A 22,646-nucleotide genomic window follows, 5' to 3' on the forward strand; every position below is an offset into this window, starting at 1 on the left:
CTCCCAATGGGCGGTTTGGCTCTTTACGCAAAAAGCACCGACACCATGAAATTCGCACACTTTTTTATTGATCGGCCTATCTTTGCTGGCGCGGTCTCGATGTTCATCTTCCTGGCAGGCCTAATCGCCACCATGAAACTGCCCATCTCCGAATACCCCGAGGTGAGCCCGCCGACCATCGCCATCAGCACCCGTTACCCGGGCGCCAATCCGGATGTGATTGCCAACACCGTGGCGGCACCGCTGGAGCAGGAGCTGTCGGGCATTGATGGTTTAATCTATCTCGACTCCAAGGCCCAGCAGGATGGCGGCTTGTCGATCAACGCCGTGTTTGATCTCGGCCAGGATATCGACCTGGCGTTGATGCAGGTACAGAACCGCATCGCCCAAGCCCTGCCGCGCCTGCCAACGGAAGTGCGCGCCCAAGGGGTGACCGCGAAAAAGAGCTCACCGGACCTGACCATGGTGGTCAACCTCTCCTCCGACGGTCGCTACGACAGCCTCTATCTGCGTAACTACGCGCTCCTGCAGGTGCGCGACACACTCCTGCGCCTGCCCGGCGCCGGCGAGGTACGCATCTTCGGTGCCGGTGACTACGCCATGCGGGTTTGGCTCGACCCGCACAAGATGGCGGCCAGAAAGCTGACCGCCCGAGATGTGGTCACCGCCCTGCGCGAGCAGAACATCCAGGTGGCCGCCGGCTCCATTGGCGCCTCGCCCATGAAGCTCAACAGCCAGTTTCAGATGGCCATCAATGCCCCCGGCCGGCTGGAGACGGTAGAGCAGTTTGAAGCGGTGATCGTTAAAGCCACCAGCGACGGGCAGATCACCTACCTGCGCGATGTCGCCCGCATGGAGATGGGTGGCAGTGAATACGCGCTAAGCAGTCTGCTCGACAACCAACCGGCGGTCGCCCTGCCAATTTTCCTCTCCCCCGGCGCCAATGCCCTGGAGCTGGCCGATAACGTGCGCGCCACCATGGCGTCACTCAGTGAGTTCTTCCCGGAAGGGGTAAGCTACGCCATCAACTACGACCCCACCGTGTTTGTGCGCAACTCCATCCACTCGGTCATTCAAACCCTGCTGGAGGCGACACTGCTGGTGGTGGTGGTCGTCCTGGTCTTTTTGCAGACCTGGCGTGCGGCATTGATTCCCATCATTGCGGTACCGGTTTCCATTATTGGTACCATGGCCGCCCTGCTCGCCTTTGGCTTTTCAATCAACACCCTCACCCTGCTTGGCCTGGTATTGGCCGTGGGCATTGTCGTGGACGATGCCATTGTTGTGGTGGAGAACGTTGAACGGGGTATCAGCGATGGTCTGGCTCCCAAGGCCGCCGCGCGTCGAGCCATGAATGAGGTGGCCGGCCCCATTGTGGCGATCTCTCTGGTGATCTGCGCCGTGTTTGTGCCACCGGCCCTGGTCGGCGGTTTCAACGGCGCCTTTTACCAGCAGTTCTCGCTCACCATCGCCTTTGCCGCGGTACTCTCCGGCATCAACTCGCTGACCCTGTCACCAGCCCTGTGTGCCCTGATTCTGCACGACCACCGCGATCAACCCGACCGCCTGCAGCAGCTGATCAACGCCGCCCTGGGCTGGTTTTTCCGCCCCTTCAACCGCTTTTTTGATGGCGCCAGCCGCGGCTACCTGGGTGTGGTGAAACGCACTTTCCGGGTAAAGGGGTTAATGGTGGCGGTCTATGTTGGCCTGGTCGCTCTGGCCCAGTTCAGCTTTGAACAGTCGCCTAAGGGCTTTGTGCCGGAGCAGGACAAAGGTTACCTGATCAACGTCATCACCCTACCGCCCGGCGCCTCCATTGAACGCACCGAAGCGGTGGTGCAGCAGGTGGGTGAGATTGCCCTGGCGACACCCGGGGTAGCCCACGCGATTCAGTTCTCCGGGCTCTCCATCAATGGCTTCACCCGCACCTCCAACAGCGCCATCGTGTTTCTCCCCTTACTCCCGTTTGAGGAGCGCGGAGAGGCACTCTCCGGCCCGGCCATCGCCCAGGCGCTCAATCGCCAATACGCCGCTATCGAGGGCGCCATGGTGATGGCGCTGGCGGCACCACCCATCCGCGGCTACGGCCCGGCGGGGGGTATTAAGCTGCAGCTGGAAGATCGGCTGGCGGTGGGCCCAGACCAGCTCTACGCCGTTACCCAGCAGTACCTGGCCGAAGTGCGCAAGCACCCGGAAGTGACAGCCGCTTTTAGCCACTACGAAATCAACGCGCCGCAGATACTGGCCGACGTCGACCGCGCCAAGGCTAAGCGCATGGGGGTCGATCTGGAAGATCTCTTCTTCACCCTGCAAGCCTACTTGGGCTCTTACTACGTCAACGACTTCAATCAGTTTGGCCGTACCTTCCGCGTAATGGTCCAGGCCGACCAGCGTTTTCGCGCCCACCCGGAAGATGCTCTGGTGCTGCAAACCCGCAACGACCAGGGCGAGATGGTGCCGGTGGGTTCGCTGGTGGAGCTGAAACAGAGCTACGGCGCCAATACCGTACAGCGCTTTAACGGTTACCCCAGCGCCAATATCAGCGCCAAACCGGCAGCGGGTTACAGCTCCGGCCAGGCCATCGACACCATGCTGGCGGCGGCGAAAGCGGTACTGCCACCGGGCATGGTCGCCAGTTGGACCGAAATCACCTATCAGCAGGTGAACGCCTCCGGCAGCCTGCTGCCCATTATGGCGCTGTCGGTGTTATTGGTGTTCCTGGTGCTGGCGGCCCAGTATGAGAGTTTGAATCTGCCGCTGGTGATTATTCTGATCGTGCCCATGTGCCTGTTGAGCGCCATTGCCGGCATCATCATTATGGGTTCCGAGGTGAATATCTTTACTCAGGTGGGGCTGTTTGTGCTGCTGGCGCTGGCCGCCAAAAACGCCATTTTGATCGTGGAGTTTGCCCGCGAAGAGTTGCACCGGGGGCAGAGTATTGCCAACGCTGCCCTGGAGGCCTGCCGCCTGCGTCTGCGCCCTATTGTGATGACCTCCTTCGCCTTTATTTTTGGCGTGCTGCCATTAATGATCGCCCACGGCGCCGGCGCCGAGATTCGCCAGGCGCTGGGTATTGCGGTCTTCTTTGGCATGTTGGGGGTCACTCTGTTTGGACTCTTCTTTACACCGATCTTTTTCCTGGTGATCCAAAGCCTGGTGCAGCGCCTGAGCAGAAAAAAGAGCCAAGATGAGCAAGCCGTCGGCGTCATCGACCGCAGCGCTTGATTGGCTATGCGCCGGGGGCTTGCGAGCGCCAGCCAGCCAGCGCGTCGCAACCACCGGCTAAGTTTTTAAGAGTCACCTCGGCCGGCAAGCCCGCCGCCAGCAGGCGTTGCAGGGCTAGCTGCGAGCGCCGCCCAGACTGGCAGTAGAGCAGATAGGCGCGCCCCGGCTGCCATCCCTGCCATTGAGTAACCTCCGCCAAGGGGATATTAATTCCGCCGAGATTAGCCGCGGCGTGCTCTGCCGGTGAGCGCAGGTCAATCAACTGCGGTTGGTAGCGCTCGAGAAACTGATAAAAATGTGCGGCGGCTATTTGATAGTCGCCAGACAATGGTGCCCCCGGCCATGACTCTGCGGCCGCCATAAAAACATCGCTCCGGCCGCTTCCCGACTGCGTATATGCCCATTCTGTTTTCACCCCACCACCACACAAAGGGCAAGCGCGCGATGGCTGCAGTTTTATTGGTTTGAGTTGCAGGTCGAGCGCAGAGAATTGAAAAAGTGTACTGAGTTTGCCACCGTCTAAATCCGCTAGATATTTGATGGCCGTTAACGCCTGCAGATTACCGACAATACCCGGTACAACCCCCAACACCCCCGCCTGGTTGCAGTCGGCCACCTCACTCACTTCCGGAAACAGACAACGAAAGCAACCCCCATTGGGCTGGAACAGTGCCAGCTGTCCAGCAAATTGCAAGACACTGGCATAGACCCAGGGTTTCTGCAGGCGATGACAGTGATCATTGAGCAGATAGCGGGTGTAAAAGTTATCGGTGCAGTCGAGCACAATATCGCACTCAGCAATAAGAGCCTCGGCGTTCGCTTCGGCCAAGTGCTGCGTAACCGCAGCAAGGGTGACCAAAGAATTTTGTTGGCTTAAACGGCTGGCCGCCACCGCGGCTTTATTGCGGCCAATATCCGCCTCGGTAAAAAGAATCTGCCGCGCTAAATTACTGAGCGCAACACTATCACCATCCACCAGCGTTAACCGGCCCACCCCCGCCGCTGCCAAATATTGCGCCGCCGGGCAGCCGAGCCCACCCACACCCACAAGCAGCACCCGGGCCGCCCGCAAGCTCGCCTGGCCCTTTGCAGCAAAGCCCGGCAACTGTAACTGACGCAGGTAGCGGGCCTGCTCATCGGGGCCAAATAACACGTTATTCAGTTCAGGCATCCGCTCTCCTCGCTTGATTAATCAATTCCAGAAGCCGCTGCGTTTTTTGTTCAGGATCAGCCGCCCGGGTAATGGCGGTAATCACAGCGATAGCGGAGACGCCCGTGGCGGCAACCTCGGCAATGTTGTGCTCATCGATACCGGCGATGGCCACCAGTGGTGTGCTGGGCAGCGCTTGCAGCCAGTAGGCCAAGCCCGCTAAACCGTGCACCTGCCAGGGCATTTTTTTGGTGGTGGTGGCAAAGGTGGGGCCACAGGCGAGATAGGAGGGCTGCAGAGTTAACGCCCGGGCAACTTCAAAATGGCTGTGGCTGCTCAGCCCCAAACGCAAGTCCGCGCGCTGGATGGCTGCCAAATCGGCCGAGTGCAGGTCCTCCTGCCCCAGGTGCACACCGTAGGCGCCCGCAGCAATGGCCAGCTGCCAATAGTCATTGATAAATAATCGGGCGCCATAGCGCTGGCTGAGTGCCACCGCCCGGTGAATTTCATCCGCCAATGACTGTCCCGTCAGATCTTTAATGCGCAACTGCACCGTGGTAACACCGAGCGGCAGCAACCGCTCGAGCCAACTGGCGCGGTCAACGATTGGGTAGAGGCCAAGCGACGCCGCTTCGCCGCCACCCACACAGGCAGCAAAGGGCCCACTGTTGGCCGGTGGATTTATCACCCCATCGATAAGCTGCGGCCAGGCTTTGGTCGGAAAGCCCAAGGGTTGCAGGTGGCCCTGCTCGCCATTGATGGGCAGCCCCGCTGCCAGCCCCTCCTGCATGGCCATTTTGGCAATCACCAGGGCATCGCGCAGCTCATAGCCGAGCGCCAATGCACCGGCAATAAAACTGGCAAAGGCACAGCCGGTACCGCGCAGATGCGACGTGGCCAGCTTGGGGCTACGCAGCGAAAAATTGGCGGCCGGGGTGTAGCAGAAATCTTCCGCAAAAGGCCCGGCGCTGTGACCACCACAAATCACCACCGCCTTCGCGCCCATCGATTGCAGCGCATCGGCCACGCTATTTTTCGCCTGGCCGGTATCAGCACTTAAACCCGACAGCAGTTCCGCTTCCGGCAGGTTGGGTGTAATCAGATCGCAACCAGGCAGCAGTGTTTTTTTAATCTGAGCCAGCAGACACTCATCAACCACCACCCGGCCACTGCTGGTTTGCAGAACCGGGTTGTAGACCACCGGTAATTTTAATGCGGGCAGTTTTTTGGCGAGCATCGCCACCTGTTCGCCACTGGCCAGCATCCCGACTTTTATCAACTGCGGCTTAAGCGCCAGAGCGGCATCAATTTGGCTTTCCAATTGGCTGGCGGAAATTGCATTCAGCGCCGAAAATTCACCACTGTTTTGTGCGGTGACCGCAGTCATGGCCTGGGCGGCATGGACCCCCAACCCCTGCAGGCAACGGGCATCCATTTGGCTGCCCGCGAGCCCCGAAGAGTCGCTGGCGGAGATGGTTAACACCACCGGCTTTTGCCTGCGCGCCAAAATAAACGAGTGCGTTAATGGTGGCGCAATCACTCTGCTTTACCCAGCTGCCAAAAGGGGGTACCCAACGTGGGCGTGCTCGGCTGAGCTAAATCCTTTGGCGGAATAATGCCCGCATCGTAGGCCAGTCGCCCCGCCTGCACAGCAAAGTTAAAGGCCTGCGCCATGGCCACCGGCTCGGGCGATTGCGCAATCGCGGTATTGAGCAGCACCCCATCAAAACCCATCTCCAGCGCCTGCACCGCATGTGCGGGTGAGCCAATGCCGGCATCGATAATTAAGGTAATCTCCGGCAAACGCTGCCGTAAATTTTTTAGCGCATAGGGGTTGATCAAGCCACGGCCACTGCCAATGGGTGCGCCCCAGGGCATAATAATCCGGCAACCGGCGGCGACCAGTTTTTCACACAACACCAGGTCATCGGTGCAGTAGGGAAAGACTTCAAATCCCTGGCTGATCAGCTCTTTGCTCGCCTCCAACAGTGCAAAGGGGTCCGGCTGCAAGGTGTAGTCGTCGCCGATCACCTCTAATTTAATCCAGTGGGTGTTGAACAGTTCACGGGCCATCTGCGCAGTGGTGACTGCCTCTTTTACCGAATAGCAGCCGGCGGTGTTGGGCAGTAGATGTACACCTAAAGCCTGAATGGTTTGCCAGAATCTGTTTTCACCCTGATGGTTGGGCAACTGCCGGCGCAGCGAAACTGTAACCACTTGCGCCCCCGATGCCCGAATGGCACCGCTCATAATTTCCGGCGACGGGTAGAGTGCCGAGCCAATTAACAGCCGGCTATTGATTTTTTGTTCAGCTAAAGACCACATACCCTAACCTCCTTGCATCGGCACAAGCAGTTCAATCTCATCGCCACTGGCGACTGCGGTAGTGCTGTAATCGGGCGCAGGAATAAAAGCTCCGTTCACGGCCAGGGCAAATTTTTCGGGTAGACCGGCTAGGCCCGCCAACAGCTGCTGTAAATTCTCGGGCTGGGCCAACGTTTGGCGTTCGCCATTAATAAAAATTGTAATCACAAAGTCACCTTGGTAAATCTGTGTGAAAAAGTTCGGGAAAGGGGCTCGCCGCTGTCTCGCCGTCAAGCCGCCACTGCACGGCTTCGGCCAAAGCTGGCGCCATTAAATAACCGTGGCGATAGAGACCATTCACGCGCAATAGGCCGGGTTGGCTGTGGATAGCGGGCAGATTATTGTTAAAGGCCGGACGGCAATTAGAGCGGCTGCCAACAACCCGCGCTTCGGCAAAACCTGGGTGCAGGGTGTACAACGCAGATAAAAGCTCCATGGCGGAACGCACCGAAATAGGCGAGTAGTCTTCGCTCTCAATCTGCGTCGCCCCCAACAGGTAGTGGTGATTGGGCCTCGGTACCAAATAGAGCCGGTAGCGCGGGTGCATCAAGCGCAGCATGTGCGTGTAGTTCACCTCCGGCGCGTACACTTCCAGCAACTCACCACGCACGCCGCGCAAATTGACGCAGTCGGCTTTGGCACCCAGGCCGCGACAATCCACCACCCAATCAAATGCTGAGCTCTCGCCATTGACCGTCACCCGTCCGGGCGCCACGCTCTCCACCTCGCACTGGCTGTGCCAGACGGCTTTTGCCGATTGAATCGCCTGGGCCAAGCGCGCGAGCAGCGCATGGGTATTTAGCCAACACTCATTTTTCAACCAGAGCGCTGACGAAAAATGTTGTGCAAGGTCGGGCTCCAGCGCCGCCAAGGCTGGCTGCTCTAACATCTGCAACAGATCGGAGCTCGCCAGTTTGTGCGCTAAATTGGATTGGAATTGCAAAAAGCTGGATCGGTCCTGCGCATGGGCGACCACCAGCGTGCCACCATTGCCCATCAATGCCCCGGCATTTAAGCTGTGCAGCCACTCAGGCCACAGCTGCAAACTGCGCAGGCCCAGGTGGTAAACCAAGCTCTCGGCGCTCTCCAATTCTGAGAGCGGCGCCAACATGCCGGCGGCGGTGTAGGCGGCAGCGGTACCACCGGCGATGGCATCGCGATCAAACAGGGTGACCGAGTAACCCGCTGTCAACAATCGCCAGGCAGCTACCCGCCCCATTAAGCCGGCCCCAACAATGGCAATGGTTGTGCGTGAATTTGCCATCGCGTCTACACCGGGTGATAAAGTTCACTGCCGTCGGCTTTAAACTTCTCCGACATCGCCTGCATACCCGCTTCCCGCTCGCCGGGTAACGCAGTTGCCAAACTGGCCGAGGCGTCGCGCAACTCCTGGGAAATTTTCATCGAGCAGAATTTCGGGCCGCACATGGAACAGAAGTGGGCCACCTTGGCCGAAGCTTTGGGCAGAGTTTGATCGTGAAATTCCCGGGCGCGCTCGGGATCGAGACTCAAATTAAATTGATCTTCCCAACGGAATTCAAAACGGGCCTTGGAGAGCGCATTATCGCGCAATTGGGCAGCCGGGTGACCTTTGGCCAGGTCGGCGGCGTGGGCGGCGATTTTGTAGGTGATAATGCCCTCTTTCACGTCGTTTTTATCGGGCAGCCCCAGGTGCTCCTTCGGTGTGACATAGCAGAGCATAGCGCAGCCATACCAGCCAATCATGGCGGCACCAATACCCGAGGCAAAATGGTCATAGCCTGGGGAGATATCGGTCACCAATGGTCCAAGGGTATAGAAAGGCGCCTCATGGCAATGTTTTAACTGCTCATCCATATTGGCCTTAACCATGTGCATAGGCACATGGCCCGGGCCTTCAATAAACACCTGCACATCGTGTTGCCAGGCCACCTTGGTCAACTCACCCAAGGTACGCAACTCGGCAAACTGTGCTTCGTCGTTGGCATCGGCAATGGAGCCCGGTCGCAACCCATCCCCCAGGGAGAAGGTGACGTCGTAGGCTTTCATAATTGCGCAGATCTCTTCGAAATGGCTGTAGATAAAATTTTCCTGATGGTGAGCCAAGCACCACTTCGCCATAATCGAACCACCGCGCGAAACGATTCCCGTTAGCCGCTTGGCCGTGAGGGGGATATAGCGCAACAGCAATCCGGCGTGCAGCGTAAAATAGTCAACGCCCTGCTCCGCCTGCTCAATTAAAGTATCGCGAAAAATTTCCCAGGTTAGATCCTCGGCAACGCCATTCACCTTCTCCAATGCCTGATAGATCGGCACAGTACCAATCGGCACCGGCGAGTTGCGCACAATCCACTCCCGGGTTTCGTGAATATTGTTGCCGGTGGAGAGGTCCATCACCGTATCGCCACCCCAGCGGGTGGACCAGACCAGTTTTTCCACCTCCTCCTCAATGGAGGAGGTCACCGCACTGTTGCCGATATTGGCATTAATTTTTACCAGAAAATTTCTGCCGATAATCATCGGCTCCGATTCCGGGTGGTTAACATTGGCCGGGATAACCGCCCGCCCTGCGGCCACCTCGCTGCGCACAAATTCCGGGGTAATGTAGTCCGGTGTATTGGCCCCAAAACTTTGGCCGGGGTGTTGTGCCTGCATCGCCGCGTGCATGGCCGCCTGCGACAACCCTAAGTTTTCGCGTAGGGCGATGTACTCCATCTCCGGGGTGATAATGCCCTGCCGGGCGTAGTGCAACTGAGTGACATTGTTGCCCGCCTTCGCTCGGCGCGGCTTGCGCTGCAAGGCAAAACGCAATTTTTCCAAGGCCATATTTTGTTCGCGCAGGTGGGCATACTCCGAGCTAAACTCGGCCAGTATTTCGGTATCCGCGCGTTCATTGATCCACGCTTGTCGCAGGGCTGGCAACCCCTTGCGCACGTCGATAGTCTGGTTCGGGTCGCTGTAAGGGCCGGAGGTATCGTAGATTTTAACCGGCGCGTTCGCCGGTAAAGAGCCATTGGGCCCGGGGCTCTCCGCCAACTCAACTTCACGCATGGCGACGCGAATATCGGGGCGACTAGCGGGCACATAACATTTACGGGAATTGGGAAAAGGATTGCTCGACAGGCTATCAAGCGCACTGGTATTACTGAGCTGTAGAACCTGGGAGTTACTGGTGTCGGCGGTGTTGGGCATGAGTTTCTCCAATCGAATAAACACATGCAACCTGCCGACGCGCCAAGGGCCCATAGCAAATAGACAAACCAAGGTCCGCAAAGGCACGGCTGAGATTCCCGCAGCCAAAACCACGAGCGCAACACGCTTCTGCTAACCAAAAGTTGTACTTCACTTAGGCGCCACAACGCACTGTGACACTTGTTCCCTACGCAGGCATTAACCTGTTCAGGTGCAACGGGTTCGAACAATCATCTCAGCCTTCCGCTTAATTGAACACAATAAAAAATAGTGTTCAATTAAAAATGGGAAAGCACCCCGACAAGTCGCTTTGAAGGCGGCGAGTCTAACCAAACAAATTATCAACAGCAAGCACAAGCCACAAACAACAGACCCACTCGCCAGTTATGGAGTTCTAACTCAAAGGGGTAATTTCGGAAAAAAGTCGAGGAGAAAGCTCGTTCACAACTGGCCAATAGCGTCGGCTAAAACCCCTAAACCAGCAACGCGCCACCGCTGATAATGACCGCTATTTTCCGGTGCATTAATCCAGTCTATTCGCAACAAAATCACCTCATTGGGCAGATAAAGCAATCTAATAATTAGGTAATTTCCAACCAAAGTGAATAATATAATTGGCGCCACCAGCAAAACCGGTTGTCGTTATTCCCAATTCATATATCCAATATCGATATTTTGAGAAAACCCCGACATTTTTTAGTATTTGCCCAATCCCTTTCTATAATAATTTTGTGATTCGGATTTTGTTTTACAAAGATTGACACTGTTTTCTGTGGAAAAGTTGCGCCCTACAGAGCTTTCAATGGTTCATGAGATAGAGATTGATTGTCACACACGCAGCTTAGCTGCGGCATAAAGTTAACCAAGTACACCACAGTATTAACCCAGGAATAGAAAGGCACCCGAGTGGCAATAACTTCCCACCGAGCATTAAGCAGATTGCAAGCAACAAGGTGTACCTCTGTGGGCCCGGCAGCATCCCGGTTACCTGGCGACGGAGGCGAAAACCTTGCCCGCAAGCTCACCCGGGCCTACAGCTTTACCACTACCAACTGGCTACACAATGGCCTGACTGTTGCTATCGAGTATGACAACGCCCCTGAACACAGTGGGCTATTTTCAGTTGGTAAGTGTGATGGCTAGCCAATGGTCTGTCGTCACCACCTGTCGGTGCATTGTTCAAAGAAGGGACACTAAGAAAATGAAACCAATACAACCACATTCATTGCTTTCCATTTGCGCTGCTGTTTTGTGCCTGCTGGCCACCTCCGTAGCCTGGAGTGATATCGCCGTTATTGTTCACCCAAGCAACAGCAGCACCATCAGTGAAGAAGATGTTTCGCGAATTTATCTTGGCAAAGTAAAAACATTTCCGGATGGGTCCGAGGTGATTCCGGTTGAGCTCGCCGAGGGAGATGTACTGTGGGAGAAGTTTATCAACCAGGTATTGAAAAAAAGTAACCAACAGATTAAATCTTATTGGGCGCAGCTACTGTTTACCGGCAAAGGTACTCCACCCAAAGCCATTGCCTCAGGTAGTGAGTTAAAAAGGTTGGTCGCGCAAAACCCGGCACTTATTGGTTACATCGACAGTAGTGAAGTGGACAGTAGTGTGCGGGTAGTGCTCGAAATTAAATAACTGATTTTCTACGCTCACTGAGCAACGCAGCGAAAACCAATATTTAGTGGGTTAGCCAGGCAAGGGAGCCCGCTAAAAATTGCGATGTATTTCATACGCAGATATCTACCAATACCCACTATATTGACTACCCCAACACCTTCACGGCACTGGCCAGCTGCTGACCGATAATCTCCCGAAAGTGGCCGGCCAGCTCCCGAAAAAATACTCTTCCAGGGGCGGTGTTACGCCACACCAAACTGTGCCGGCGCACAATGGGCATATTCGATAACTCACAAACATGCAGCGCTTCCGGGCGATGTAACTCTGAGTGAATATAGAGCCCCGGCAGAAACGCCACACCCATGCCCATCACCACCATCTGCCGCAGGGTATCCAGGCTGGTGCCTTCGTAGTCGCGCAGTACTTTCGCTCCCAGCTTGTTGCAGATATCCAGAATCTGGTAGTGGAAGTGGTGGCTGTTTTCCAGAGTCAAAACACTCTCATCTTTGATATCCGCCGGCTCAATAAACTGCTGCCCGGCCAGGCGGTGATCGCTCGGAATTACAAATTTTAGCGGTTCCACGAACAGCTCGGCGGCAATGATCTGTGACGATTCCGAGTACATTGGCGAAATCACCAGATCAAACTCACCGGCCAACAATCCCTGCTCCAGCTGCAAAGGCGGCGCATCACGCACATAGAATTTCAGTTTGGCAAAACGGGCGTGCAGCTCTGGCAAAACATACGGCAACAGGTAGGGCCCAAGCGTGGAGGGTACCCCCAGGCGATAGGTGGTTTGGCTGTCATCCGCCATGGTCCGCGCCAGATCACTAAAGCGCAGGCTCGCCTGCAGCACCTCCTGGGCCGGCTCCAGCAGCATGCGCCCCTGGGGGGAGAGTTGGGTTCCGCTGCGAGAGCGCTCGAACAGAGTCACCCCCAGGGTTTTCTCCAAAGCGGCGATTTGGCTGGTTAGGGTAGGCTGACTTACCCCCAACTGCTGAGCCGCCGAGCGATAGCTCTGCTGCCGGGCCACTTCGACAAAATAGTTAATCTGGTTCAACACCGGCAGGCGATCTTTGCTGGCCATGCTCTTTCTCTACTAAGTCACTGATAGAATAAAGTTATCACGAGATAATATTTATTCCTATATATCTATCAGATAACACTGGATGCGTTCGCTAAATAGTCACTGGATTTTGTATTTGGCTCTAAGGAGGCCTACCCATGCTGCACGTGATCAACGGTGTCGCCAAATTTCAAAGCGAGGTTTTCCCCCGCAAACAAAACACTTTTAAGAAGCTGGCCAACGGTCAAAACCCCGAGGTTCTATTCATCACCTGTGCCGACTCACGCATTGACCCCAACCTGCTGACTCAGACTGAACCCGGTGAACTGTTTATCTGTCGCAATGCCGGCAATGTGGTGCCACCCCACAGCCATCAAACCGGCGGTACGACCGCCTCCATCGAATATGCGGTGGCGGCCCTGGGTGTAACCGATATCGTCGTCTGCGGCCACACCGACTGCGGTGCCATGAAGGGAGCCATGCAGCCGGAAGCGCTCACCAACATGCCCCACGTCAAAGAGTGGCTGGGACACTGCCGGGCGGCGACGGCGGTCGTTAAAGAGCGCCACGGCGAGATTGGTCACGAACATCTGGCCGAAGTTACCCAGGAGAATGTGCTGTTGCAGCTGCAACACCTGCGCACCCACCCGACTGTCGCCGCCAAACTGGCCACCGGCCAGCTCAACCTGCACGCCTGGGTTTATCACATCGAAAGCGGCGAAATCCTCTGCTACGACGAGCTGCAGGGTGGCTTCACCCCACTGCAGCAGGCCTATGCCGAGCTCACTGCCATTGCTGGCCAGTCCTAGGAGCCTTGCATGAATTTGAAACTGAATCTCTCCAACCTGCGCGGCGATATCACCGGTGGTCTTACCGCCGGTATCGTCGCCCTGCCACTGGCGTTAGCCTTGGGCGTCGCCTCGGGCCTCGGCCCCATGGCCGGCCTCTATGGCGCCATCGCGGTCGGCTTTTTTGCCGCCCTGTTCGGTGGCACCCCATCGCAGATTTCCGGCCCCACCGGGCCGATGGTGGTGGTCTTGGCGGGGCTCTTTGCCAGCTTATCGGGCGACGCCACGCTGATTTTCACCGCCGTGATCGCGGCTGGGCTTATCCAAATTGTGTTTGGCCTGCTGGGCGTGGGCCAGTACATTCGCCTGGTCCCCTACCCGGTGATCTCGGGTTTTATGACCGGTATCGGCGCCATCATTATTATTTTGCAGCTGGGCCGCCTGCTCGGCCACGAACCGCCTGGAGGCACCTTGGGCGCCCTCGGCTACCTGCCCACCGCCCTGGCCGATATCAACTTCGCCAGCCTGGCCCTGGGCGCGGTCACCCTGCTGATTGCCTATCAGTGGCCGCCGCTATTGGCCAGATTTATTCCAGGCCCCCTGGCGGCGTTGATTATCGGCACCTTGGCCAGTCTGTTTCTGGTGCCGGTGCCGGTGTTGGGAGAGATCCCCACCGGCCTGCCCAGCCTGCATCTGCCGGTTTATGAGCAGAGCCATCTGCTGCTGGTACTGGAGGCCGCGTTTATCCTGGCGGTACTTGGCGCCATCGACAGCCTGTTAACGTCGCTGGTGGCCGACAACATGACTCGCACCCGCCACAACAGTAATCAGGAGCTGATCGGCCAGGGTATTGGCAACACCATCGCCGGATTTATCGGCGGCATCGCCGGCGCTGGCGCCACCATGCGCACAGTGGTCAATATTCGCAGCGGCGGTAAAAACCGTCTCTCGGGCATGACCCATTCGCTGGTACTGCTGGCGGTGGTTTTGGGACTCGGCCCCCTGGCGGAAAATATCCCCCACGCGGTTTTGGCCGGTATTTTGGTGAAAGTGGGGCTCGACATTATCGACTGGAGCTACCTCAAACGCGCCCACACCGGCCCCCGTTGGGATTTTGCCCTCATGTTGCTGGTGCTGGCTTTGACCGTCTTTGTCGACCTGATCACCGCCGTGGGTGTGGGCGTGGTGCTTGCGGCACTGGCCTATGTTCGCCAGGTGGCGCAACTGCAAATCGAGGAGCTGAAAAAACTACCGGAATCCTTGGCAGACCCGGAAGAAGATGAATTGCTACGCCAGGGCAGCGGCAAGATCAGCATTTTCAGCTTTGGCGGACCACTCAGCTTTGGTGCCGCCGCCGATGTAGGCCACCATGTGCGGGAAAAAGTGAAGCCTGGCTCTCGGGTGCTGATTCTCGATTTCAGCCGGGTGCCGGTCATGGACGTGTCAGCGGCGATGGCGGTGGAGACGGTAACCAAAGATGCCAACGCTGCGGGTAGAGAACTTATCGTGTGTGGCATTAATGAAGAGGTTGGCCGCGTGCTCAACAACATCAACGCCAATTTCAAGGTGATTCCAAGCTATAGCAAACTGCTGGAGGCGTTGCAAAGAGCGGTCTATCTGGTACAGCAACAGGACCCGCCCACAGCCAATACCCCGCACACGCTGGCGCAAACTTAATTTGCTGATTAATCCCTCAATTCGGGCCACATCGGTGGCCCTTTTTTTATCCGGCCAAAGCTAAACAGTCCAACACCATGCTTGCCAGGCCAGCCTGTTGATCTGCTTTTATGGCTTCCTTTTGAGTGACTGCTGCTTTCTCAGCTGCCTCTTATTTTGCAGTACTTGGCCGCTTAATCCTGCACCTTTTTACTCGGCATAAATAGTAAATTTTTCGTAAGTACCGGCTTCACCAGATGACAAGTGGAAAAACCATGATGCCGAGAGCCATAGGCCTCCCCCAGCACCGAAGCGTATTAACAGTGCCTACCGAGTAGACCTTAGTGTAAATCTGCTCCCAAGGCATGGCTCCAAGCCTACTTTCGTTTTCCTGATCTACCTTCGATTTCCCCGCACTAGTTTGGGCAAAGCCCAGGGCCTTGCTTTACTTAACAGAGCCCAAGACTTACGGTTTCGATTCGCCTCGCTGGTTACGGTGTTTTGCCGGAGCATAAGAGTCTTATGCAATACCGCTAACCTGCAGCAGCGGGCAAATATAATAATAAAAGAGGCTAATGATGAGACGTCACAATAAGAAAGTAATTAATGCGCTGATGCACTGCGCCCTGTATTTGCCAACCACAACCCTTAGCGCCGGCTGGATGGCTTCAGCAGAAGCACAATCCGCAATCAACCTGGAAGAGATTATTGTCACCGCCCGCCGTAAAGAGGAGGACATTCAGGATGTTCCTATTTCGGTCACGGTTTTTAATCAGGATACCCTCGATCAACGCAACGTAATCAGCGCTGCCGACCTGGTGAAATACACCCCATCACTGAACGTTAATACCCGTTTTGGTAGCGACCAGGCTTCGTTTGCCATTCGCGGTTTTAATCAGGAATTTCGTACCACCGCCTCGGTGGGTGTCTACTTTGCCGATGTCGTCGCCCCCCGCGGCGGCGCCGTGATTACCGCCGGCGATGGCGCCGGCCCCGGTGCCTTTTTTGACCTGCAAAACGTCCAGGTTTTAAAAGGGCCACAGGGCACCCTGTTTGGCCGCAACACCACCGGTGGAGCCATTCAAATAGTACCGGTTAAACCGACCGATGAATTTGAGGGCTATGCCGATGTCTCTGGCGGCAATTACGATCTGCGCCGAGTGCAGGCGGTAGTGAATGTACCGATCAGCGATAATATTCGCGCGCGCCTCGGTGTCGACGATATGGAGCGGGAGGGTTATATCAATAACGTCACCGATATCGGCCCCGACCACCTGTCCGATATTAATTACACCGCAGCCCGTGCCAGCCTGGTGATGGATCTTTCCGACAACCTGGAAAACTACACCATCGCCCAGTACAGCAACTCCAAAAACAACAGCACCCTGCAGGGGTTGTTTGTTTGCAACCCCAACTCCGCACTGTCGTTCTTCTGCCAACCCACGCTCAATAGCCAGGGCAACGACTACTACGCGGTTGCCAATGAGACCGAGAACCCATTTTCCCGTCTAAAACAGTGGCAGGTGATTAACACCACCACCTGGAGTGCCAGCGATAACTTCACCGTAAAAAATATTCTCTCCTACGCCGACTTGGAACAGGCCACACAAAACTCCAACTTCGGTACCGACTTTGAATTCGCTAATTTAATAATCAGTTTCTTCCCGTCCAACCTGGTACCCGGCCTGCCCAGTAACAGCCAAACCACGATGGTTGAGGAGCTGCAATTTTCGGGAGAAGCGATGGACTCCCAACTCACCTGGCAGGCCGGTCTCTACTATGAGAACAGCCGCCCGGATGGCTGGTCCGCGCTCCTGTCCAACACCTTTATGACCTGCAATCAATTGGGCGCAGAAGCTTCAGATTTTGCCTGTTTGGATCTGTTTGGCCAGGGCTTTGCCCAAGCCAGTCTCGCCCGTATCGAATACACCAACGTGGCCGCCTACGGCGAAGGCACTTATCAAATCAATGACCGACTGCGTGCGACCTTGGGCTTGCGCTACACCAAAGATAAAACCGAAGGCACCAACGCGCAGATCACCTACACCGGTTTTCCTAACAATACCTTTGGCCCGGCCACCAATCAAACCTGTGTTATCTCCACCGCACAAACCCCCGACTGCTACCAACACCTGGAGAGCGACAGCGACGCACCCACTTGGTTAATTGGTTTGGATTATCTGCCGACTCAGGATTTAATGCTCTACGGCAAATACTCGCGGGGCTACCGCCAGGGCTCCATCAGCCCGTTTGGTGCCGAAGGGGTACAGAGTTACGACCCGGAAAAAGTCGACGCCTACGAGTTGGGTAGCAAATGGAGTTTTGCAGGCCCGGTGCCCGGCTTCATCAACCTGGCGCTGTTCTACAACGAACTTACCGATCAACAGATACAGGTGGGCTTCTCCAGCTCCACCAACACCGCTTCCATTACCACCGGTATTGTCAATGCAGGTTCATCAATTATTCAGGGGCTTGAACTGGAATCGAGCTTTAAACTGCTGGAACCACTTGCGCTGAATATCTCCTACAGTTACCTCGATGCCAAGTTGGATAGTCTCGATCTGCCGGCCATCTCCGCCGACAGCCCCTTCGACACCATTATTGCCACCTCCGCCGAAGGTAGTCACCTCACCTTTTCGCCACGGCACACACTGTCGAGCACACTCAATTGGCAGCTGCCGCTACCCAGTAGCCTGGGCTTTGCCAGCATCGGTCTGAACTACAGCTACGTGGATGAACAACTGGCCACAGAAGGCACCTATGGCCTGCTGCCGGCCCGGCGTTTGGTGAATGCCAATATCAGCTGGAACAACATTGCCGGCTCCAACTTTAACCTGTTGTTATTTGGTACCAACCTGACCGACCAGGAGTACCCGGTGAATGTTACCGGCTTCTATGATACGCCCTCTCTGGGGATGGATTTCCGGGTAACCGGCGAGCCCAGAATGGTTGGCGCCCGGGTTAAGTATGACTTTTAGATTTGTTCAATGGTGATAGGCGACTGGCTTCCCCGGCATCAGCAGTTGTGCCGGCGAAGCCTCTTTTTTTACCGTTAAATCTTACCATCGTCCCTTCGCCAGAAACGGAAAATGGCTACTTTAACTTTTAGTACCGACTTTCGATTTATTGATATTTAAAGCCGCCAATAGCCAAAGCCTGGTTTACGGCAGCCACCAGCGACCATAAAGTAAAATTCAGCTTAAAAATAGCCAGCCAAAAAATAAATTTAAACAAAACCGCTAATAAATAATTACAGAACAATAACGAGGAACCACCTCATGCAATCAGCCAGTAACGAAAATTACATTGACAACCTGCGCCGTGAAAAAAGCGTGGGCATGCAGGAAACCGGTTTTAACCGCAGCAACTTATCCGTTTCCACCGATCGCTACACCTCCAAAGAGTACGCCGAGCGCGAGCGGGAGATGATCTGGATGAAAACCTGGCAAGCCGCCGGCCGGGAGGATGAGATCCCCAACGCCGGCGACTGGAAAGAGTATCGTATTTACGATCAATCCTTCCTGTTGGCGCGCGGCAGCGACGGCAAGATACGCGGTTTTGTGAATGCCTGTACCCACCGTGGCAATGTTTTGTGCACCGAAAAAAAGGGCAACAACGCCCGCTTCACCTGCCCTTACCATTTGTGGTCTTTTAATCTGGAAGGAAATTTGGTTGGTGTTGGCCGCCCGGATTTGGTTGGTCCTATCGATAAAAGCGAACACGGTCTGGTGCAGATTTCGGTCGACAGCATGGGCGGCTTTATCTTTTTAAACCCCGACCCCAATGCCGAACCCCTGGCCGACTACCTGGGCGAAGATGTGGTCAGCTTTCTAAAGCCTTATAACCTCGACAAGCTTTCACCGGTGATGGATGTGCGCGAATCACTGGAGTGCAACTGGAAGGTGGTGGTCGATGCTTTTCAGGAGGGTTACCACATTGATGGCGTGCACCCGGAGCTGCTGCAGGTAATTGTCATCGACCCATTCCGCACCCGTTACAATTTCCCCAAATACCACAACCTGGCGGTCGCCCCTTTTGATGTTAAACACGCGAACGACACCAGCTTTGGCGCCGACCAGGAGATCGCGGCTATTCGCGCCCTGCCCGGCACCTTCCCCGGTGTAGCGGCAATTCTGCCCGCGTTTGAACAGTTGATCACCCCCTACCAGCAAGCCGATGGCAGCCATCAATTTCCCGAAGGGGTCTCGGGTCGCTCGCTGTTACAGCAAGCCACCCGGGCAACCCTCACCGCCAGTGGTTTGGATGTGAGCGGTTTAACCGACGACCAGATGAGCGACAACCACGGCTATCTGCTCTTCCCCAACTTTTTCATGACCGTGCGCGCCGGCGAGTGCCACATTATTCTGCCAACACCACACCCCGATGGGGACCCCAACCGTTGCATTTGGCATGTCACCAGTTACATGTGGTTGCCGCCCGGTGCCGAAGCCTTCCGCGCGGAGTTGGTGGAGGTGGAAGAGCCAGGCAGCTACCCCTACTTCCTCGCCCTGCAACAGGATTACGAGCAGATGCCGCGCCAACAAAAAGGCTTGCGCAACTCACTGCTGAAAAAACTGACCCTGGCCCAGGAGGAGGTGTGTGTTGCCCACTTCCACTCCGTGGTCGACCAGTTTATGGCGGGCCAAACGAACAGCTAACCCAATAAATTATCAATTGCCGAATAACGACCGTATCTATCATAAAAAGCCCGCAACCAAGCGGCTGGAGTATCAATCATGCCTTTACCCTTGCAAAACGTCGACGATGTTATCAACCAATATTCCGGGAAGTCCCATCAGGTACTGGTCTACTGCCAGTTGATGAAAGCCCTGGTCGACCAGGCCAAACAACCAGGCTTTTCTGAAGAGAGCTGGGCACCACTGGCTGAGCTTATTGAAACCAAAGATTTCCAACGCATTGGCAACTTTAAAGAGGAGATGGACTGGAGCGGTTACGTCGCCTTTTTAACGGGCTGGGCCATGGGCTCAGAGTGGGAGTGCTCTTTCAAACGCATCACCGAAGTGGGCAACACAGTCTTTTTGGAGCTGGAAGAGCGCAGTGTTATGGGCGGCTTCAGCAGCAGCGTCAACTCCTTCTCCGTCTATGAATTTAACGCTAATGGCAAAGTGCAGCACGTGGATGTCTATCTGCAAATGGAGCTCCCCGACCCAGGCATGTTGAGCAATTACGAAGGGGTTATCTAAGCATCATGGAAGAGCAATCCACGGAGGTCGACATGGCGGGCGAAGGTGAATCGGACTTTCAGGTTGCCGATATAAAACCCAACATCGGCAGTATTATCCATGCCGATAAATCGGCGCTGCTGACTGGCGAATATACCTCGGCCCTGCGTGGCTTGCTGGAGGCGCGCGGCGTGCTGGTATTTCCCGGCGTACACCTCACCGACCAGGAGCAGATCGACTTCACCAAAACCCTGGGTAACTTTTCCCGGGAGATCTTTGGCGATGAGATCTATAAGGTAACCCTGGATACGAACGAGAACGCCCGCGCCGACTATTTAAAAGGGGCCTTTTACTGGCACATTGATGGCACCATGTCGGAAACGCCCATACTCGCCTCCATCCTCAGCGCCAAGGTACTGCCAGCCACTGGTGGCAATACAGAGTTTTGCAACACCTACGCCGCCTATGAGGCCCTCTCTGCTGATCGGCAATGGGCCATTGATGGCTTGCGGGTCAAACACGCGTTTTGGGGCTCCCAGCTCTATCACAATCCAGAGCCAACCCTGGCCAAACTGGAGGAGTGGATGGCACTGGGCAGTAAGGAGTTACCGCTGGTGTGGCGCCACCGTTCCGGTCGCAAATCACTGGTACTCGGCAATAGCGCCCAGGCGGTGTTGGATGTCGATGCCGAAGAGAGCGCGAAGATATTGCATGGCTTGCGCGAATGGGCCACCAGTGAGCCCTTCTTTTACAGCCACCAGTGGCAGGCGGGTGATATGGTGATGTGGGACAACACCGGCACCATGCACCGGGCCACTCCCTACGACCCGAGCAGCGGCCGCTTAATGCACCGCACTAAATTAGAGGGTGAAGAGCCGTTTCAATAAGCACAGAAAAGGGGTAGCGAAAATAGAGCCGCGCAGGTTAACCGGCACTGTCACCTGCGCCGCCCGTCTCCAAACTGCGACGAAATTCGGTGGGGGATTTGCCGGTCATCCGGCGGAAGGCGGTGGAAAAATAGGCGGCACTTTTAAAGCCCAGCTGCACGGCAATCTCCTCACAGCTTAACGGCGCTTGTGCCAGCAGACGCTTGGCATCATTCAACCGTTCTTCGGCGATGTATTTGTGAATCTGCCAACCGGTGGAGGCTTTAAACGAGCGGGCCAGGTGGCCCTGGCTGATGTTGCACAGCTCAGCCAACTCCGCCAGGCCCGGGTAACCCAGTTCAGCCGAGGCCTGAATGCGCTCCTGAATGCGGCGCAGTTGCCAGGGTGCCAGCGCCATACCATCGCGCTTTTTTTCATCCTTGAACTGCAGCTCGCGAATATAGCGGGCCAGCTCCACCAGCATGATATTAGTCACCGATTCAATTAATAATTCAGAACCGAAGCCCGGCTGCTCCAGCTCCGAATGGATCTCCTGCATCAGCACTTCCAGACGCTGATTGCGCATCAGCACCAGAGCGGCGGTGTGAGCCTCCCAAATCTCGTGCGAGACACCGGTGGTGGACTCAAAAAAATCGATATCAAAGAAACAGTAGATTACTTTTAATGGGCTTTCGACAGGAAAGAGCCGCAGCGGGTGGCCAGGGGGTAGCAGACCTACACTGCGAACCCTCGGCATCACCTCGGGAATAGTGACATTACCAATCCGCAGTGGTGCATGGTTATCCGACAGACGTTGCGACAGTACATAGCCTTCATAACCGGGGGTATCCTCCACCCCCTCCCAATTGATCGTCGCCAGCTCTACCGTCACATTGGGTAGCACAATACACTTTTCGGTGGTCTGTTCCATAGTGGGATTCTACTAACACCATACACGCCAAACTGGTTAACCACTGCCTTAAAGGCCACAACAGCCGGCAGCGGATTGATTTCTTACAGGAATGTAGGTGCCCCGGCCGACGAATTCAAGAGGCAAGTGATATTCGTCTGGATAACCCTTACTGCTAACCACCAGACAATAACGTCTGTTGATAACGTCTGTTGATAACTACCACGCAATTACCGTCTGAAAAGCTTTGCCATAAAAGTTGCCACAGAAGAGAGAAAACGAACACAACAGGAAATGAACGGGTATCGGCTACAATTGAGCGTCGATCACTTTAACCGGGCAGTGGCAGTAACGTATTTTTAGTATTTAACGGCGTGCAATACAGAGGCTTAGCACCAAGGGTAGCGCTTAATAGAATCCAACAGCCAATCATAAGAAGTGCAGCTCGAGCGATAAGCATCCCACCCACCGCTGCCACCCGGCTGGTTATGCACGGTGCCTTCGGAATGAGAATGCAGATCAGAAAACTGTCCAAACTGGTACTAATTATTTCAACGCCGGTTCACTAAGACTAAATACAAATAATAAATATCAGATTTTGCACCGATATTTTATCTATCCATTTTTCGCAATAAAAATTCCACTT

At 55.6% G+C, this 22,646-nt stretch carries 16 protein-coding genes and 1 riboswitch; of the genes, 8 read left to right on the plus strand and 8 right to left on the minus strand.

Features of this window, described 5'->3' with window-relative positions:
• Positions 1 to 45: 45 nt before the first annotated feature.
• On the plus strand, positions 46 to 3,225 hold the full coding sequence (locus SBL51_RS11630) for a multidrug efflux RND transporter permease subunit (protein ID WP_317931101.1): 3,180 nt from the start codon (positions 46 to 48) through the stop codon (positions 3,223 to 3,225).
• Positions 3,226 to 3,229: 4 nt separating this feature from the next.
• Here the strand turns inward: SBL51_RS11630 and SBL51_RS11635 are convergent, their stop codons facing one another.
• From SBL51_RS11635 to thiC, 6 genes are read right to left on the minus strand one after another with little or no spacing between them, the layout of a single operon-like run.
• A complete protein-coding gene (locus SBL51_RS11635; protein WP_317931102.1) occupies positions 3,230 to 4,396 on the minus strand; it encodes a HesA/MoeB/ThiF family protein in 1,167 nt (388 codons plus the stop codon).
• On the minus strand, positions 4,389 to 5,915 hold the full coding sequence (gene thiE, locus SBL51_RS11640) for a thiamine phosphate synthase (protein WP_317931103.1): 1,527 nt from the start codon (positions 5,913 to 5,915) through the stop codon (positions 4,389 to 4,391). The genes SBL51_RS11635 and thiE overlap by 8 nt, the downstream gene beginning before the upstream one ends.
• Positions 5,912 to 6,700, minus strand: coding sequence for a thiazole synthase (locus tag SBL51_RS11645; protein WP_317931104.1), 789 nt, complete (start codon positions 6,698 to 6,700; stop codon positions 5,912 to 5,914). Before SBL51_RS11645 ends, thiE begins: the two co-directional genes overlap by 4 nt.
• A gap of 3 nt (positions 6,701 to 6,703) precedes the next feature.
• Positions 6,704 to 6,907 carry a sulfur carrier protein ThiS gene (thiS, locus tag SBL51_RS11650; protein ID WP_317931105.1) on the minus strand — a complete coding sequence of 68 codons (204 nt, stop codon included), beginning with the start codon at positions 6,905 to 6,907 and terminating at the stop codon, positions 6,704 to 6,706.
• Positions 6,908 to 6,911: 4 nt separating this feature from the next.
• Positions 6,912 to 8,003, minus strand: coding sequence for a glycine oxidase ThiO (thiO, locus tag SBL51_RS11655; RefSeq protein WP_317931106.1), 1,092 nt, complete (start codon positions 8,001 to 8,003; stop codon positions 6,912 to 6,914).
• A gap of 5 nt (positions 8,004 to 8,008) precedes the next feature.
• Positions 8,009 to 9,910 (minus strand): phosphomethylpyrimidine synthase ThiC, encoded by a 1,902-nt coding sequence (gene thiC / locus SBL51_RS11660; RefSeq protein WP_317931107.1) that lies wholly within the window; start codon positions 9,908 to 9,910, stop codon positions 8,009 to 8,011.
• Between the two features lie 167 nt (positions 9,911 to 10,077).
• Positions 10,078 to 10,220, minus strand: a riboswitch (TPP riboswitch).
• Positions 10,221 to 10,997: 777 nt separating this feature from the next.
• Between thiC and SBL51_RS11665 the strand changes: the two genes are divergently transcribed.
• The gene (locus SBL51_RS11665) at positions 10,998 to 11,549 is read left to right on the plus strand and encodes a phosphate ABC transporter substrate-binding protein (protein ID WP_317931108.1); all 552 of its coding nucleotides are present in this window, start codon (positions 10,998 to 11,000) and stop codon (positions 11,547 to 11,549) included.
• A gap of 127 nt (positions 11,550 to 11,676) precedes the next feature.
• Here the strand turns inward: SBL51_RS11665 and SBL51_RS11670 are convergent, their stop codons facing one another.
• Positions 11,677 to 12,618, minus strand: coding sequence for a hydrogen peroxide-inducible genes activator (locus SBL51_RS11670; protein WP_317931109.1), 942 nt, complete (start codon positions 12,616 to 12,618; stop codon positions 11,677 to 11,679).
• Between the two features lie 137 nt (positions 12,619 to 12,755).
• On the opposite strand from SBL51_RS11670, the gene SBL51_RS11675 reads away from it, so the two are divergent.
• The 6 genes from SBL51_RS11675 (at position 12,756) to SBL51_RS11700 (ending at position 21,111) form a co-directional block, all read left to right on the plus strand.
• Positions 12,756 to 13,406 (plus strand): carbonic anhydrase, encoded by a 651-nt coding sequence (locus tag SBL51_RS11675; protein WP_317931110.1) that lies wholly within the window; start codon positions 12,756 to 12,758, stop codon positions 13,404 to 13,406.
• A gap of 9 nt (positions 13,407 to 13,415) precedes the next feature.
• Complete coding sequence (locus tag SBL51_RS11680) at positions 13,416 to 15,062, plus strand: SulP family inorganic anion transporter (RefSeq protein ID WP_317931111.1); 1,647 nt, start codon at positions 13,416 to 13,418, stop codon at positions 15,060 to 15,062.
• A gap of 554 nt (positions 15,063 to 15,616) precedes the next feature.
• Positions 15,617 to 18,019, plus strand: coding sequence for a TonB-dependent receptor (locus tag SBL51_RS11685; protein ID WP_317931112.1), 2,403 nt, complete (start codon positions 15,617 to 15,619; stop codon positions 18,017 to 18,019).
• Positions 18,020 to 18,319: 300 nt separating this feature from the next.
• Positions 18,320 to 19,699: an aromatic ring-hydroxylating dioxygenase subunit alpha gene (locus SBL51_RS11690; protein WP_317931113.1), complete on the plus strand. Its 1,380-nt coding sequence runs from the start codon at positions 18,320 to 18,322 to the stop codon at positions 19,697 to 19,699.
• A 78-nt stretch (positions 19,700 to 19,777) separates the two neighbouring features.
• Positions 19,778 to 20,245 (plus strand): hypothetical protein, encoded by a 468-nt coding sequence (locus SBL51_RS11695; protein WP_317931114.1) that lies wholly within the window; start codon positions 19,778 to 19,780, stop codon positions 20,243 to 20,245.
• A gap of 5 nt (positions 20,246 to 20,250) precedes the next feature.
• Positions 20,251 to 21,111: a TauD/TfdA family dioxygenase gene (locus SBL51_RS11700; RefSeq protein WP_317931115.1), complete on the plus strand. Its 861-nt coding sequence runs from the start codon at positions 20,251 to 20,253 to the stop codon at positions 21,109 to 21,111.
• Positions 21,112 to 21,148: 37 nt separating this feature from the next.
• Here the strand turns inward: SBL51_RS11700 and SBL51_RS11705 are convergent, their stop codons facing one another.
• Entirely contained in the window at positions 21,149 to 22,021 is an 873-nt protein-coding gene (locus tag SBL51_RS11705; protein WP_317931116.1) for an AraC family transcriptional regulator, read from the minus strand.
• Between the last annotated feature and the right edge of the window lie 625 nt (positions 22,022 to 22,646).

Origin of the sequence: Halioxenophilus sp. WMMB6, assembly GCF_033283405.1 — a bacterium.
Lineage (GTDB): Bacteria > Pseudomonadota > Gammaproteobacteria > Pseudomonadales > Cellvibrionaceae > Halioxenophilus.